Consider the following 15,317-nt stretch of genomic DNA (forward strand, 5'->3'; position numbering starts at 1 on the left):
TCGATGACCACTTTAAACTTTGACGGTCAGACCGCCATTCCACAGCTGGCAAGTCAGCGCCAGCACCGAACTCATTACGCCCTCGGCACCAGTATTGACTTAACCCTCTTTGGTAAAGTGCCCAACCAAGCCCTAACCAATGCTTGTGCGTTAATCGACCAATATGAAGATCAGTTGACTATCAACCGTGCCTCATCCGAAGTCATCGCCATTAACCAAGCAGCGGGCAACCATCCGGTGCAAGTCAGTGCCGCGACTTACACTTTGGTTAAGCACGCTATTCAGCTCAGCCAACAACACTTTGGCTTTAATGCCTTGATTGGCCCGTTAGTTAAGCTCTGGGAGATTGGCTTTACCGATGCGCATGTCCCGACGCCAGCAGCAATCAAGGCCCAACTTGCTTTGGTCGACCCGATCCAAGCCACTTATGATGACCAAGCTTATAGTATCTATCTCCATCAACCCGGGATGCAACTTGATTTAGGGGGGATTGCTAAAGGCTATATCGCTGATCGGATTCAAGACTATTGGCAAGCTTTAGGCCAGCGAGCTGGAATGATTAATTTAGGCGGCAATCTTTTGATGGTTGGTGACTCACCATTACACGCTGATGGGCAATGGCGAGTTGGCATTCAAAATCCGTTAACGCCACGTGGCAATGCAATCGCCAGTGTCACGATTGGCCCCTGCTCAGCAGTAACCAGTGGAATTTACGAACGACATTTAGAAGTGGATGGCCACTCCTACCATCATATTTTAGACGCCAAGACCGGCTATCCTCGTGAAAACAACTTACTGAGTGTCACGGTTTTTTCAAAAGCTTCCATTGATGGTGAGATTGAAACAACCCGCTTATTTTTCGCCGGTCAACCATCCCCTGATTGGGGCGTGGCCCGTGACGATCTCTATGGCGCCATTTTTGTCACTAAAGATCGCCAGCTTCAGATTGTGGGCCTAGCCCCTGAAACAGTGACATTATTAGATGAGACGTTTACCATTATGCCTTAACTGTACCAACTCAAAAACCAACCATGACTTCTGGTTGGTTTTTTGGTATCTAACAGCTTATTTTTATTTCATTTTTTAATTAGCCCTAACGAATCTATTGCCAAATATAATTCCAAACAATGCAATCGTGATAATTAACAAGCCGCAAACAACAAACACTTCAGCTGGAGAAAGCCCATTTGCAATAACCGGAGAAACCACAATACCGGCTAATTGAGCAACTGAATTCACCATTAAGGTTAGCCCGGATAGTCTACTCGACTGCGACTTAGTCACTAACTTTTGTCGGCGAATTTCCGCTGACATGATTATTCCGGGCGCCAGTAATCCTGCCAAAGTAACAATAATAAGTAGTTCAGCAATAGTTGTGATGAAGACTACCATACAGAGTAACAGTCCGAAAATAAACATACTGATTTAAGGTCAACAAATTCACTTTATTAATCAGTCTAAGCACTATTAATGACCCAATCGTCCCACCAATCCCCATTAGCGCAACAAAAACTGCTTGGATGTATGACTTATTGGTAAACGTTCTTATCAAAATTCCGGAACTAGTATCGATAGCGTTTAGAGAGAACAAAAACGTAAAGACTATCATAAAAATATATAGCAGTTCGCCTTGGCTAAAAATTAGCTTAACGACCTCGAATCGATTAAGTGATTTTTTATTTTCGGCCTTCGCCTGATGACGAGTTGTGGCTTCTTTCACCCGCAGTAACACCACCGACCCCACAAATAGGACAGTTGCAACTAAAAACAGATTTTTATTTGTTGTAAAGAAAGAAATACCGGCCGCTATTGATGGTCCGAGTATTTTTATAATATCCTCTAGCATGTAATAAATTCCTAATATATCAAAACCATCATCATTATCAGATAAATTTCGAATGACACCAATCATGCCAGGCTCTTCAGCTGACAGCACGGCATTTAACACAAACACTAAAATAATCATCTGAATGGTACCCTGACTAAAGTAACAAATGAAGGCAACCACAGCTGCAAACAGTCTGCCTATTTTCACAACTAGGACCCGACTCTTCACCCGATCCAAATACGTCCCTAAAAAACTTGGTAGTATAATTCTGGGCAAAAGTGCCGCACAGTATAATGCAGAAACGCCGGTAATAGTTGCATTATACTTAAATATGATGATCATCTGAATGCCTAAGGTGACGCACCACGTTGCAACGCCACTAAATAGTTGCGATATAACAATTTGCATGACATTACGATTTTTAAATAGTGTCATTTTCCACCTACTTTGAAAGTATTATTGCCGCCAAAATCAGTTACCACAACCCACTTGATATTAAATTGAGGGACCGCTTTGAATTCTCCACCGCCAACCAATTAAATTATATCACGATTAGAATAATTAAAAAGCGGTTAATTTTCGGCTAGTGTTAAACTAATAAAAAACCAACCATGACTTCTGGTTGGTTTTTTGACTATATTGAATTTATAACGATAAATCTAAAATTGCATTAAAGACATCCTGTGACAAAACAAGATCACTATGTGCGGCCTGTCGCTTATTCACACTTTGACGACGCAATAGTGCTTGTTTCTTCGACGTGCTCCGTTTTTCACCATTCGCAGCAGCGTTCTTCCGTAGCGGCGGAATATTAACCCGGGCTAACGGCTTGCCTTCAACGACCGCCTGAGCCGGCATCGGGTAAAGTTTCCGCGGAACAGTGAATTTGAGTTTTTCGACTAACTTCTGTGTCATCACGGGTGCATCTTCACGGTGCACGACGAAAGATAACGCATCGACTTTGGCGTAATTGATATGCACTTCAACTTTGACCACATCCGCTAAGTCATACCCATCAAAAGTCGTTGTCAACGTGGCATAGCCATGCGTAATCGACTTAAGACTATTGAAGAAGTCATAAGCAATTTCCGAAACTGGAATCCGATAATGTAATTCAACCAAATCACCTTGATTTTGCATGGTTAATAACTGACCTTTATGTGAATCACCTAACTTCATCACCGCCCCGACTGTCGCAGTTGGCGTAGTAATCGTCGCTTTGGCAAAGGGTTCTTCGACCATTTCAATTTGTGCAAAATCAGGAAAATTAATCGGGTTATTCACGATCATCGGCTGTTCGGTCTGCTTTAAGTGCACCCGATAAGTCACATTAGGCGCCGTTGTTAATACGGCTAAGCCATACTCATCTTGCAAGCGTTCCCGAATGATTTGCAAATGAAAAATTCCGAGAAAGCCGCACCGAAAGCCCTGTCCGAGTGCTTCCGACGTTTCAGCTTGATAATGAAACGACGAATCATTTAACGCTAGCTTTTCAATGGCTAACTGCAATTCTCGATATTGTTGGTCTTTCGGATAAAAACCAGCAAATACCATGGATTCGGCCGGCTCATAACCTGGATAGGGCGTCGTTGTCGGGGTTGCCTGACTCGTTAAGGTATCCCCGACCCGCAATAATTGCGGATCTTTTAGCCCTGTAACCACATATCCCACTTCACCTACCGTTAACGCTTTAGTCGCCGTCATTCCGGGTGTAAACGTGCCAACTTCTTTATTGGTTAACTTAGTTTGTTTCGCCATCAATAAATTATCAGTAGCCGCTTTTAACGTGCCATCCGCTACGCGCACATAGGCAATGATGCCTTTGAACGAATCATACAGTGAATCGAAAACCAAGGCTTTTAACGGGGCCGTGGCCGAGCCACTAGGCGCTGGAAAGACAGTTTTGATAGCATCCAAAACTTCTGGCACACCCTGACCCGTCTTGGCCGAAATCCTTAACGGCTCGACCGTCGCAAACTGAGGGTCTAACTGGCGAATCTGAGCAATCGTCCCATCTACATCCGCAGCGGCACTATCAATTTTATTAATCACCGGCAAGATAACTAAGCCATTTTGCTTAGCCAAGCGGAAGTTAGCCACTGTTTGGGCTTGCACCCCCTGAGTCGCATCAACCAATAAGATAGCCCCATCACTGGCCGCCAAACTTTTAGAGACTTCGTATGAAAAATCAACGTGTCCCGGTGTATCAATTAAATTATATTCATATTCCTGACCATCGTTGGCCGTATAGAAATTCCGCACAGTGCGTGATTTCACGGTTACCCCATGGGCTTGCTCAACGGCCATATCATCTAACAATTGTGCCTGACTATCACGCTGACTAACCGTTTGGGTTAACGCCATAATACGATCGGCCAAAGTCGATTTACCATGATCAATATGGGCAATAATGGCAAAGTTACGAATGTATTCTGCTTTCAAATTAACCTTCCTTTTCAAAAGTCACCACTCATTAGTGACTGGATTCTACGCTTGCGTCTCAACCGGTGGTAATGTCGCTTCAATCCGGTCAATAATCGCCCGGACTTCATCAGTCGTTTGGGTTTGCATTAAATCATTACGCAATTCCGCAGCGTGTCGCATACCGCGCACATAAATTTTGAAGAAACGTTGCAATGGTACAAAATGACCTTGCAACCCCATTGCCACAAATTGGTCATGTAAGTCCAACTGGTAGCGTAATAGCGCCAATAATTCATGGGCGGAATGCTGCCGTGGCTGAGATTCAAAGGCAAAGGGATTGGTAAAAATACCGCGACCAATCATGACCCCATCTACACCCGGATGCTGTTGGGCCAAAGTTAGACCAGCTTGATAATCAGCAATATCGCCATTAATTTGTAACAACGTCGCTGGCGCCAAGGTATCTCGCATCTGAATCAAATTATCAATTAATTCATAATGGGCCGGGACCTTACTCATCTCTTCGCGTGTCCGTACATGCACCGTTAAGACCGGTACTTGTTGTTTTAATAGAAAGGGAATCCAAGTCTCATATTCTGACAAGTCACTAAAACCCAGTCGTGTTTTCACACTCACCGGTAAATCTGCCTGCCGAGCACCTTCAATCACGGCCTTGGCCGTATCAAAGTGACGAATGAGGTCACTGCCGCTATGATTTTTAATCACGGCAATATCTGGACAGCCCATATTCAAGTCAATCGCTTGATACCCTTGCCGTTGGACTTCCTGGGCTGCATTAGCGAAATCACCGCCTGCATTACCCCAAAGTTGGACAATTGGTTTGGGCGTTTCGCTGGGATCTATATACAAGCGCCCTTGCGTCGTCGCCTTGGCTTTCGGATGGGTCATGCTCAACGCATTCGTAAATTCGGTATAAAAGTTATCCGGTGCGGCGGCCCGCACGATGACCCGCCGGAAAACGGAACCCGTGACGGCCTCCATCGGGGCTAAACTAAAAAATGGTCGCGCTTCTTGTCGTGCTTTGGTGGCAATGCGCTGCCAGTACGCTGACTGCGTCACACCCATCATCTCCAATCAATTCATTAATTTTACAAAATTAACTTAACTATAGCGATTTTTAGGGGGCCAACGCAAGTCTTAAGTTTAGTTTTAACGGTTAATTATGCCATAATCCGCAGACGAATCCGTCATCCGGTGTTAAACTAAATTAATAATACGCCATTGAAAGCGGTGACTAAATTGACCATTAATGATATTCAGGCTTTTATCATGGTTTACGACTTGCGGCACATCTCAAACGCCGCCGTCGAAATGCATCTGTCACAGTCAGAACTGTCCAAACGGATGCAAGCCATTGAAAACGAATTAAACATCAAATTACTCGACACCTATAATAAACGCCGCCTGCAAATCACGCCGGCTGGTGAGACCTTCTATCATCATGCCCTTAAAATGATTCGTGACTATGAGGCTATGATGCATGATCTCGCACCTAATCGACCCAATCAGACGAGTAAATTAACGATTGGTTCAATTCCTATTTCTGGGCAATACAACATTGCGCAACCCATCGCTGCATTTGGGACTAACCATCCAGAACTGACGCTGAAACTCGTGGAAGATGAAGGTAACCACGTCTTAGAACGGCTACTTGCTGGTGAATTACAGGCCGCCATCATTCGCGACACTCAGACCAATGCTTTGCAACCGACCAAGTTCCAAAAACAACCGTTGCTAACTGATGAACTGAAACTCATTTTACCCATTGGGCATCGGCTCGCAACCCAACGGACGATCCGAATGCGTGACTTAGTTAATGAACAATTAGCCACACTCCCACCGGGTTCCGGCGTCTATGAACCAATCATGTCGCTATTCGCACGCCAAGGTTTAAAGCCCAACATTTTCTTTGAGAGCACCCATATCGAAACACTTTTAGGGTTGTTGCCCAATACTGACAACGTAACGTTGCTCTTCAAGCAATCGGTTACGCCATTTATGACTGATCAAGTCGTAATGCGGTCACTCGCCATTCCATACATCAGCCAACTGAACTTTGTTTATCCACAACGTGCTGGCAATGAACTAATGACGAACTTGATTGATTTTTTAGTTGCAAAACTGCAAAAAAAATAGGTCGGCAACCAGTGATTACACTCACTACTTGCCGACCTATTTTTAGGCTAAACCAACTAAATGGAACCAAAACATCTCAATCAATGCGACCACGAAGACAACTGCTGTCAACGGAATACCTAAGCGCATCACATCTTTTTGCGTGTAGCCCCCACCAGTATCGGGATCGCTACCCACTAAAATAGCTAGGTTATGGAAAGGTAAAATATAGTGCAAATTAGTTACTGAGAAAACTAATAACGAAATTGCTAACGGATCAATCCCCATATGGGCAGTGGCGGCAATAAATGCCGGAATCGTAATTCCCATCACGGCAATTACTGACCCCATAAACATATGGATAATCATTGCAAATAACGTAATAACAATCGCTAATAAATAAATATTGTTTGGTAAATTACTTGGAATTAATGTTTTTGCAATCCAATTGTTCATCCCAGTAACAGCACCAACGTTACCAATCGCAATTGCCGATGTTAAGAAAACCAATACATTGACGGGAACGCCCTCCCATGATTTGGCTGTCAAAATACCACCGATGACCGGTAAACTCATCATTAAAGCCACAATTAAAGTCAACCAACCAACATCCAAACCAGTAATGCCACTTGTTAACCAAAGCGCAATCGCTACGACTAGCCATAAAATCGTCCGTACTTCTTTACCAGTCATACCGCCTAATTGTGATTGTTGCTGCTTCAAAGCTGCCACATCAATGTGGACTGGTTGCGATGGTTTGAATAAGAATAAGAAGACAAACATCGTCAAAACAGCCGCAATAATCATTGGAACACCCATGTCAACAAAGTATGAAACGAAATTCACACTTTGACCGGATGCTTGAACTGCTAAGGGATTCAGTGACGTATCACCTGTATAAAAGACCCCGGACAATGGGCATGACGCCGCAAAGACGGCTAGGCCTAACTTGGCTAAATCCCGTTTGGGCATATGCGCCGTTTCCGCTACGACGGTAATAACGGACATGATCATGAAAGCCCGTGGCCATGGATGGGGAATTAACAAAGCTAAGATAAACGTCAAAACGAAGATAGAAATGACAATCCCTTTCCAACTACGGACGAATTTAATAATAAAAGCATACGCAATCCGTTGACCTAATCCTGATTCATTAACTGCACCGGCAATCAGATAAGCCCCAATCACCAGCCACATGATGGACCCCGTCCACGCTGAAGAAAAGACTTGTTTGGGAGTGGCAACATTTGTTAAAATCAACGACATTAAGTAAATTCCACCAACATAAGCTGGTTGCGCAATTTGCGTCGCCCACCAGACAACCGTCATTAAACTTAACGCTAAGTCCATTTGACCTTTAGCAGACAGCCCTGCGATTGGGAGTAAGTAGATAATGGCAAAGACGATAATGCCGCTAAAAAAACCAATCGATTTTTTGTTCATTAGAAATAAAACTCCTTTCAACTTGTTCACAGAAAATCCGCCCTACCAGCATGATGATACTAGTTGGCAGGGCGGATTCCCTTGTTAATAGCAATTTTTTAGTTATTCAAGTGCCTAACTGCGACCCCATTTGACGGTATGGGGCACAATTAAGGCCTTACTTTAAATACTTTTCCCAGTCATCAACTTCCATGAACTGTGCACGTTCAAATTGATCGCGCATATCGTATGGGACGGTCCCATCAATGACTAATTTTGAACTCATCCCACGGAACCGAATTGATTTCGGATCATATTGTGGGCGTTCTGATGGATCCAACGGATGATTACGCATACCTGATAGAACCATCAAGTCTTGATCAGCTTGGAAACGCGTGTTCATCGTCCAAATCACATCATTCATGTCAAAGATATCCACATCTTCATCCACCAAGATAACCGTCTTCAATTCCTTAAACGCTGAAAAAGCTAGCAAGGCAGCTTGCCGTTGAATCCCTTCATCAGCTTCATTATCTTTATGAATTTGCATGATACTCATTAATTTACCGCCACCAGCTGGTGGATTGTAAACATTCGTCACTTTACCTGGAATTGCCCGGTCAACTAACTGTAAGATACTAGCTTCAGTAGGAATTCCAGCCATGCTAACGTGTTCTTCAGAGGGTCCAATAACACTTTGCATGATGGCATCCTTCCGGTGGGTAACTGCAGTGACTTTAATCACTTGCAAGGCCGGGTTCGCATCCCCATCATACCCAGGAAATTCAGGCATCGCCTTACCCGTATGGGTGTTGATATCTTCTTGAATCCGTTCATTAGGCATAATGTAGCCTTCTAACGTATATTCAGAACGGGCAATCGCCTTTTCGTCAACCGTGACACCATCAACTAGTTGGACGGCTTGCTTCCGAATGGCACCCGCAACACCTAATTCGTTATAACCAAATGGTGTGGTCGGTGGCTCGAAAGTTGCCCCAATGGTAACAGCTGGGTCTAACCCAATATTAATTGTAATTGGCATTGGCTGATTGGCTTGTTCGTATTCTGCTGCGAACGCCCCAATATGTCGACCACCAGGCATGATATAAATCCCTAATTTATCTTTATCTTCAAGAACCATCCGATGAATGGTTACGTCACTTTTGGACTTGTCCATACTTGACCCAAAGACCACCCCAACGGTGATATACGGCCCAGCATCTTGTGGCGTATTAGTTGGTGCAGCCACTAACTTTCGAATATCAAAGCCTGCATCCGTTGCTTTATAAACAACTTCATGCGCTGGTGCATCCGCTTCGGCTACCGTTACTGGCGCCACTGGATTAGACACCGCTTCATTCAAATATTGACCAAGCGTCTTGTAATCATGATGGAACATTTTACCAACGCGGCGCCGACTAGCCATTAACCCCGTTAAAACTCGGGTATCTGGAAAGCCCTTCACGTTATTAAACATCATTGCTGGCCCTTCTTTAGTTGGTCGTTGGACGGTACCACCGGCACCAATATAACGATATACACCAGAAAGTTCAGCATTCGGATCAACGGGAACATCGGTTTCATGATATTGTTCAGGATCGTCTTTAATCTCATCCAAGACACGACGTAAGTCCCATAATTCTGTTGCCATAACTGTCATCTCCTTTAAAATTTACAGTTATATCATACGGCCGCCACTGCATCAGTATCAATTCGAAAACGGCCAGTGTATTATTCCGATGGCGAATAATACAACTTGTCAGTTGAAATTCAAGCTGTTTTGCCTAAATCCGACGCCATCCACAACAATCTGTGGTTAACGTTCGACTTACCCACAAGTACAACAGTATTTCCGCGATTGACACTGAGTTATCCACGGTGGACAACTCAAAAAGAAGTCCCATTCTTTGAGTTATCAACAACCCACAGTAATGAGACTTCTTTATTTAGTTACGCTTTACCACGACCGGTTTGAAATGATTCCCAGCCTTCACTAGCAATAAAGTAAACCAAAACTAATGCTGCAACAGAATCGACCCACCACCAGTTGAATAACGCTGTTAATAACGCGCCAACTAGCACCGTTCCCGCCATATACGCACAAGTAATATTGCACATGCCGTCTTCAACTAACGCTGGCGACTTTAAAGCATGCCCTAATTGCCGTTTACGTCGCGTGAAAAATGGCATTAATATCACAGATGCCACCGCAATTCCCATGCCCATAAGACTTTCATGGGCCACTTGATGGGTGATCAGATTATAGCCTGAAACAACCGTCACATAAACAGCTAATCCTAACAAAACCGTCCCAACGATTAACGAAGATCGACGTTCGGCGCGCGCAATTTCTTCAGTTGGCGCACCATTCGCTTCTTTACGTAACCGCCAGATTAAAGTACTACCAGCAATAATTTCTAGAAAACTATCTAGCCCAAACGCAATTAATAAAATAGAACCTGCTTGTAGCCCCGCTGTTAAGCCAACGACAAACTCAAATGCCATCCAACCGGTCGAAAAAATTTCAGTTCGAATACTTTGCTGGACTAATTTTATGTTATTCACCATGTTTGGCACCTCGCATCACATGATCAGCATGCGCAATCATTTCATTAATAACATCTAAAATATGCGGATCATCTAACCGATAATAGCTGGACTTACCTACTCGATATGCACTAACGAGTTGGTGTTGCCGTAATAAAGCAAGTTGATGTGAAACCACCGATTGTTCGAGTGCTAAGTGCTGCCCTAACTCACTAACATTTAAATCTTGCTGCTCCAACACATACAATAACTGTAATCGAATTGGATTACTTAATAATTTAAAAATTCGCTCGGATTCTTGTAAATGAGCTGTATCAATTAATTTAATCGTTGGCATTACATATGTCATCCCTTTCATATGTAAATGATAACATATGAAAGAGTAAACGTAAATCGTTAAAAATTAAGCTATTTTTCTACATGCATCGCCGTTTGATACAGCTTTACCATGATTGTTATTAATAAACCGGCTGTTGCCAAGGTCTTGATTAATGGCTTTACTCTCATTTCCATCCACCTACCTATTTGCTATTTGAACTGCTAGCTTAGAATTAAGGTTAATCATACACCAAAATCAGCCCGCACTAGTCCCATGAGTTGCCACCGTAAACTTGACTCAACGACGATTTACAGTTGGCTATCATTAAAAAAAATAATCACTGCAAGCGTGTTGTGGCTTCTTGCAGTGATTATTTGATATTAGCGGGCACTAAAAATCAAGTTGTCCCGCGCTTATGACTTATTTAGTTTTCTTAAAACCAATGCCGCAATAATGCGCCACCGCCTAAAGTTAATGTTGCCACCAAAACACCGACTGCCACTAACCCATGACTATCGCTACTTGATTCATTAGTTTTTGGCAACGTCACCGTGGTCTTCACACCAGGCGTCAAAGCCTCACTTTTTGAAACAGTTGTGGTCGCACTAGATTTCTTCGTATCCGAAGCTGGCTGAGTCGTGGCACTATTTGGCTCACTCGCAACCGATTGACGACTGCTAGTACTGGTTGACGAAGCGCTCGTCGCTGGAACAGTCGTAGCACCATCATAGTCTTTGTCGAAACCACCATCAATATCAATAATCCCGGTATCTTCATCAACATCTGGATTAACCAAGGTGTTGTCTTCAAGATCATCCGGCTCAATCGTTGTTACGCCAGAACCTTCATTGTCAGGATTTGAATCCACATCACCCGAATTGTCAGCATTTGAATTCGAGGAACTTGAGCTTGATGAACTTGAACTTGAAACGCTCGAACCTGAAGCACTCGAACCTGATGAACTAGAACCTGATGAACTAGAACTAGAAACACTGGAACTTGATGAACTAGAACTTAATGAACTAGAACTAGAAACACTGGAACTTGATGAACTGGAACTTGATGAACTGGAACTGGAAACGCTGGAACTCGATGAACTTGAATTGACACTGCTTGAACTGTTCGAACTCGAATCAACATCGCTTGAACTAGATGAGTTTGAACTACTATTAGAACTTGATGACGCAATACTTGATGAACTTGAACCGCCACCAATCCCACTACTACCGTTAGTTGATGAGACCTTGCCGTTCGTTTCCTCTGAGTTCTTACCGCCAGAAACACCACCGCCCCACTCCATTGTGGCAGCATTCCGGAATACATATCCCGTATCAATTAAAGCCTGACCCTCGTCTGTAATTTGCGTATAATAATCAATCACAATCAAGTTGCTAACCGTATCTTTAAAAGATAAATCAAAACCGTTTTCTTGATAGTTGACGTTATACGCATCACGATCCACGTCACTCTTTCGCTTGTAGGTTGTTGGCGTAGACCACTCACCGTTGTATACTTCAATATCTTTAATCATAGTTTGATAATCGCCAATGGTATCGCTAATTGTCAAATTTTTCATATTGATTTCATTTCGATCCACTACAATGGTCCATTTGATAGTCCCATCAGCTTGGATGGTCCCTTTTTTAGACATATTGGCTTCATTGGAAACCATATTGATGACCGATGTACTCTGTTCCCCATTTTCAAGGTCAAAGATAACATCTTTTTCCCCATTGTCAGTACCACGATATTTGGTCGCTAAATTGACAGTTAAATCATCCTGAATTTTACCTTCAAGGGCATTATTCATCGTAATAACGACCTGACTATCAGAGGTTACCTCAGCTTCACCGATTTTTACCCCGTGTTCGTCCAATACATCGAACTTATCACCCACGGTTTTAGCCCTTAAATTTTCGGGTAGATCGATGGTGATGGTGTCCCCATCTCTAATCTCAATCTCGCCAAATTCCATTTTGTACTGAATATCAATGGTTTCAGAATGCTTAAAGTCAGGACCATTAATAACGGATGCCGAAGTTGTAAAATCTTTCGCATTATGGTTAGTCGCTGCCTTTGCGGGTGTGGCTAACTGACTAGCAAACAGTAAGGCCACTAAACTAACTAGCCCCAAGACCCAACGTAAAATTTGCTTATTTTTCTTCAAATATACCCCTCCTAACATATCTTCAAGGAAAAGTATACTCTAGACCCTTATTACTTTTCAATAGGTCCACGAATTTTTATCTTATTATTTGATAACTAACGCTTTTCAGTCTTCACTGCTCGGCGAATCCACCGTTCCGAATAGCCATAACGATTCGCTAATTCATGCACATTATAAGCCTGCTTTAAAATCGGTACGAGCCTAACTCGATCATAAAAATGACTTGGAAACGTGACTTGGGCACCACGTTCCTGCTGATGAATCGCCCTTGTCCCCTCTTCACCGATTAACGGATATAGCTCTGCGTAAATTTCACTTAACGCTGCCACTTCAATTGCCATTACTCACGTCACTCCTCTTATTTTAATGCTATCAGCATATCAATCAAGGTGGACACTACTTGTCTCTTTACTTCCCAAGCACAAAAAAACACAGCTATTAGTTATTAGCAGCTGTGCTTAATGTTAATATTTGGCTTTTAATCGCATCTCGGACTTGCCGGAACACGACGAGTTGGTCTGCCAAAGTTCCCGTGGCTTGGGCCGGATCTGGTAGCGGCCAATGTTGCTTCAACACAGTTGGCGGTGTTACTGGACAGCGATCACGGGCATCACCACAGAGTGTCACCACTAAGTCGCAGTGCTTTAAATATACTGGGTCAATTAACGTTGATGTTTGCTTTGAAATATCGATTCCTACTTCAGCCATTACAGTGACGGCCTTCGGATTTAGCCCATGCGTTTCAATGCCGGCTGATTGAATCGTCCAATCAGCCGGTAATAGTTGCTTCGCAAAACCTTCCGCCATTTGACTGCGACAAGAATTCCCGGTACATAAAAAATAGAGTTGATAGCCTGATTTCGTCATCTAATAGTCCTCTCAAAGGTTATATTTAGTGTCCACTGCTAATCCACCAGTTATGACTTTTATCTAAAGTATAGCAAAATTTCAAAGATACTTACAATCAACCTCAAAACGACTCAGCACTCATGATGGCTCATTCATCGCCGTAATCACCCGGTTCCCCCAGGCTTCAAGCTGAACTAACCTCGCTTTCAACTCCAAACCAGTCGGCGTTAACCCATACGCATAATCTGTAGTCGATACGACTAACTGTAGTTCTGTTAACTTTGCCAATACCGTCAATAACTTTAGCGTTGAAAGTCCCCGTACCCGCTGGCGTAACACCATAAAATCAACTGTTTGGGCAGCCAAGTTACTTAGTGTCAAGGCATACCACTTGTCAGTCAGTAATTCTAAACCTACTTTTGTGCCAATGTTTAAATCTCGCATGACCATTATCTTTACGCCTCACAATTAATAGTGCATTCAGTTTATGATTATTCCAACTCAAATGCGACTATTTAGTTCGCTAGGTTAAGGAAAATATCCTCGTCTTGATCATCAATCGATTGTGTTATGTATCATTAGCCATTAATACCAATATGCTTATTCACGTCGATTTCAGCTTTGTACATTAACCAAAATAGCTGTTAATTAGCGTTCTTAACTAACTAATTTTCAGCCAATCGCATCGTTAAATTAATCAAATTCTTATTAATAAATCGTACCCGCTACCACCCTAACTGACCGGGATGTCACTTAAATTCCAGTTCAAAGTCGTTGCGTAGGTTTGTGCTTGCACCGTATTGGCAGGGACATTTAACGTTAAGCCACTTGGGCTCAATTGATCCACCGTCACCCCAGTACCATTATCTTTAGCAGCCGTTAAGACTTGACTGGCACTCCCCGCTTTGGCTAAAGCCACATTGCTCCCAACTGAAACGGCACCATTCACCGTGTTACCACTGTTGGTTACTGCGCCGGTTGGCAACGTCACTGAGGCCCCCTTAACAATTGCGCCCGTGGTACTCGTCAGATTTTCACCAGTAACGGTTAAATTCCAGCCAGCACCGGTTCCACGCACATCAGCCACTTCAACCACGGCTTTACTATCCCATAAAGCACTGGCACTACTTGTCGTATCCACTTTATAGGCTTGATTATTCAAAACATCAAGTGCATGGCTACCAAAGCCTAAACTATTCGTCACATAAATCAAAGCCAACTCAGCGCCACCAGTTGCCCCATTACTGGCATCCCCAGCTGTAGTAGGTTGATTCGGGTTAGTTGGTTCAACTGGGGATACTGGACTCGTCCCTTTAGTAAAAGTTGTAGTCACTGCCGTGGTCCCTTGCGTATTGGTTGCGGCCTGGACCATCATTGGCATGGTTGCCATTACTAATAACGCACTCGTCATCACTAAACTACCAGCTATTTTATTCATAAACGCCAACCTCTTTTTTTGCTTTTAGTTATAGTTTACGCCATAAATTAGCTGGTTAACACTTAATAATCAAGGATTAAAGCTTGCTGTAAATTGGTTGAGCTATTAAACTTTCGGCCAATTCAATTGCAAACCAATCATTTTAACCGAGCAACCATAAATCGGGTTAATCAACGGATTATGAAAA

At 43.2% G+C, this 15,317-nt stretch carries 15 protein-coding genes; 2 read left to right on the forward strand and 13 right to left on the reverse strand.

The annotated features are described in order from the left end of the window. Positions 1-3 precede the first annotated feature (3 nt). Positions 4-1,008, forward strand: coding sequence for an FAD:protein FMN transferase (locus C5Z25_RS05010; protein ID WP_105451628.1), 1,005 nt, complete (start codon positions 4-6; stop codon positions 1,006-1,008). A gap of 75 nt (positions 1,009-1,083) precedes the next feature. Here C5Z25_RS05010 and C5Z25_RS05015 read toward each other — a convergent pair whose 3' ends face one another. From C5Z25_RS05015 to C5Z25_RS05030, 4 genes are all read right to left on the reverse strand, one after another. Beyond that, positions 1,084-1,314: a hypothetical protein gene (locus C5Z25_RS05015; protein WP_158682904.1), complete on the reverse strand. Its 231-nt coding sequence runs from the start codon at positions 1,312-1,314 to the stop codon at positions 1,084-1,086. A 49-nt stretch (positions 1,315-1,363) separates the two neighbouring features. Then, the gene (locus C5Z25_RS05020) at positions 1,364-2,263 is read right to left on the reverse strand and encodes an MFS transporter (protein WP_105451630.1); all 900 of its coding nucleotides are present in this window, start codon (positions 2,261-2,263) and stop codon (positions 1,364-1,366) included. A gap of 210 nt (positions 2,264-2,473) precedes the next feature. Then, a complete protein-coding gene (lepA, locus tag C5Z25_RS05025; protein ID WP_105451631.1) occupies positions 2,474-4,270 on the reverse strand; it encodes a translation elongation factor 4 in 1,797 nt (598 codons plus the stop codon). Between the two features lie 45 nt (positions 4,271-4,315). Then, positions 4,316-5,332, reverse strand: a complete 1,017-nt coding sequence (locus C5Z25_RS05030) for a tRNA dihydrouridine synthase (protein WP_105451632.1) — start codon at positions 5,330-5,332, stop codon at positions 4,316-4,318. A gap of 180 nt (positions 5,333-5,512) precedes the next feature. On the opposite strand from C5Z25_RS05030, the gene C5Z25_RS05035 reads away from it, so the two are divergent. Further along, complete coding sequence (locus C5Z25_RS05035) at positions 5,513-6,409, forward strand: LysR family transcriptional regulator (RefSeq protein ID WP_105451633.1); 897 nt, start codon at positions 5,513-5,515, stop codon at positions 6,407-6,409. A 42-nt stretch (positions 6,410-6,451) separates the two neighbouring features. Here C5Z25_RS05035 and C5Z25_RS05040 read toward each other — a convergent pair whose 3' ends face one another. From C5Z25_RS05040 to C5Z25_RS05080, 9 genes are all read right to left on the reverse strand, one after another. Next, positions 6,452-7,831, reverse strand: coding sequence for an SLC13 family permease (locus tag C5Z25_RS05040; RefSeq protein ID WP_105451634.1), 1,380 nt, complete (start codon positions 7,829-7,831; stop codon positions 6,452-6,454). Positions 7,832-7,988: 157 nt separating this feature from the next. Then, on the reverse strand, positions 7,989-9,461 hold the full coding sequence (locus tag C5Z25_RS05045) for a UbiD family decarboxylase (protein WP_105451635.1): 1,473 nt from the start codon (positions 9,459-9,461) through the stop codon (positions 7,989-7,991). A gap of 299 nt (positions 9,462-9,760) precedes the next feature. Next, a complete protein-coding gene (locus tag C5Z25_RS05050) occupies positions 9,761-10,378 on the reverse strand; it encodes a cation diffusion facilitator family transporter (RefSeq protein WP_105451636.1) in 618 nt (205 codons plus the stop codon). Then, positions 10,368-10,694, reverse strand: coding sequence for an ArsR/SmtB family transcription factor (locus C5Z25_RS05055; RefSeq protein WP_234002783.1), 327 nt, complete (start codon positions 10,692-10,694; stop codon positions 10,368-10,370). Before C5Z25_RS05055 ends, C5Z25_RS05050 begins: the two co-directional genes overlap by 11 nt. Before the next feature lie 415 nt (positions 10,695-11,109). Then, the gene (locus tag C5Z25_RS05060) at positions 11,110-12,843 is read right to left on the reverse strand and encodes a collagen binding domain-containing protein (RefSeq protein WP_158682906.1); all 1,734 of its coding nucleotides are present in this window, start codon (positions 12,841-12,843) and stop codon (positions 11,110-11,112) included. Between the two features lie 95 nt (positions 12,844-12,938). Continuing rightward, entirely contained in the window at positions 12,939-13,184 is a 246-nt protein-coding gene (locus C5Z25_RS05065; protein WP_105451639.1) for a hypothetical protein, read from the reverse strand. 97 nt (positions 13,185-13,281) lie between these two features. After that, positions 13,282-13,710, reverse strand: coding sequence for an arsenate reductase (thioredoxin) (arsC, locus tag C5Z25_RS05070; protein ID WP_105451640.1), 429 nt, complete (start codon positions 13,708-13,710; stop codon positions 13,282-13,284). A 120-nt stretch (positions 13,711-13,830) separates the two neighbouring features. Further along, positions 13,831-14,142: a winged helix-turn-helix transcriptional regulator gene (locus C5Z25_RS05075; protein WP_105451641.1), complete on the reverse strand. Its 312-nt coding sequence runs from the start codon at positions 14,140-14,142 to the stop codon at positions 13,831-13,833. Between the two features lie 283 nt (positions 14,143-14,425). Then, a complete protein-coding gene (locus C5Z25_RS05080) occupies positions 14,426-15,130 on the reverse strand; it encodes a WxL domain-containing protein (RefSeq protein WP_105451642.1) in 705 nt (234 codons plus the stop codon). Positions 15,131-15,317 lie beyond the last annotated feature (187 nt).

Source organism: Lactobacillus sp. CBA3605 (assembly GCF_002970915.1).
Lineage (GTDB): Bacteria > Bacillota > Bacilli > Lactobacillales > Lactobacillaceae > Lactiplantibacillus.

Bases quoted from the DNA above. Each gene is read 5' to 3' on its own strand.
- C5Z25_RS05045 (WP_105451635.1), bottom strand. From the start codon at position 9,461: ATGGCAACAGAATTATGGGACTTACGTCGTGTCTTGGATGAGATTAAA.
- C5Z25_RS05015 (WP_158682904.1), bottom strand. From the start codon at position 1,314: ATGTCAGCGGAAATTCGCCGACAAAAGTTAGTGACTAAGTCGCAGTCG.
- C5Z25_RS05055 (WP_234002783.1), bottom strand. From the start codon at position 10,694: ATGCCAACGATTAAATTAATTGATACAGCTCATTTACAAGAATCCGAG.
- arsC (WP_105451640.1), bottom strand. From the start codon at position 13,710: ATGACGAAATCAGGCTATCAACTCTATTTTTTATGTACCGGGAATTCT.
- C5Z25_RS05065 (WP_105451639.1), bottom strand. From the start codon at position 13,184: ATGGCAATTGAAGTGGCAGCGTTAAGTGAAATTTACGCAGAGCTATAT.
- C5Z25_RS05020 (WP_105451630.1), bottom strand. From the start codon at position 2,263: ATGACACTATTTAAAAATCGTAATGTCATGCAAATTGTTATATCGCAA.
- C5Z25_RS05075 (WP_105451641.1), bottom strand. From the start codon at position 14,142: ATGGTCATGCGAGATTTAAACATTGGCACAAAAGTAGGTTTAGAATTA.
- C5Z25_RS05010 (WP_105451628.1), top strand. From the start codon at position 4: ATGACCACTTTAAACTTTGACGGTCAGACCGCCATTCCACAGCTGGCA.
- C5Z25_RS05050 (WP_105451636.1), bottom strand. From the start codon at position 10,378: ATGGTGAATAACATAAAATTAGTCCAGCAAAGTATTCGAACTGAAATT.
- C5Z25_RS05040 (WP_105451634.1), bottom strand. From the start codon at position 7,831: ATGAACAAAAAATCGATTGGTTTTTTTAGCGGCATTATCGTCTTTGCC.
- C5Z25_RS05080 (WP_105451642.1), bottom strand. From the start codon at position 15,130: ATGAATAAAATAGCTGGTAGTTTAGTGATGACGAGTGCGTTATTAGTA.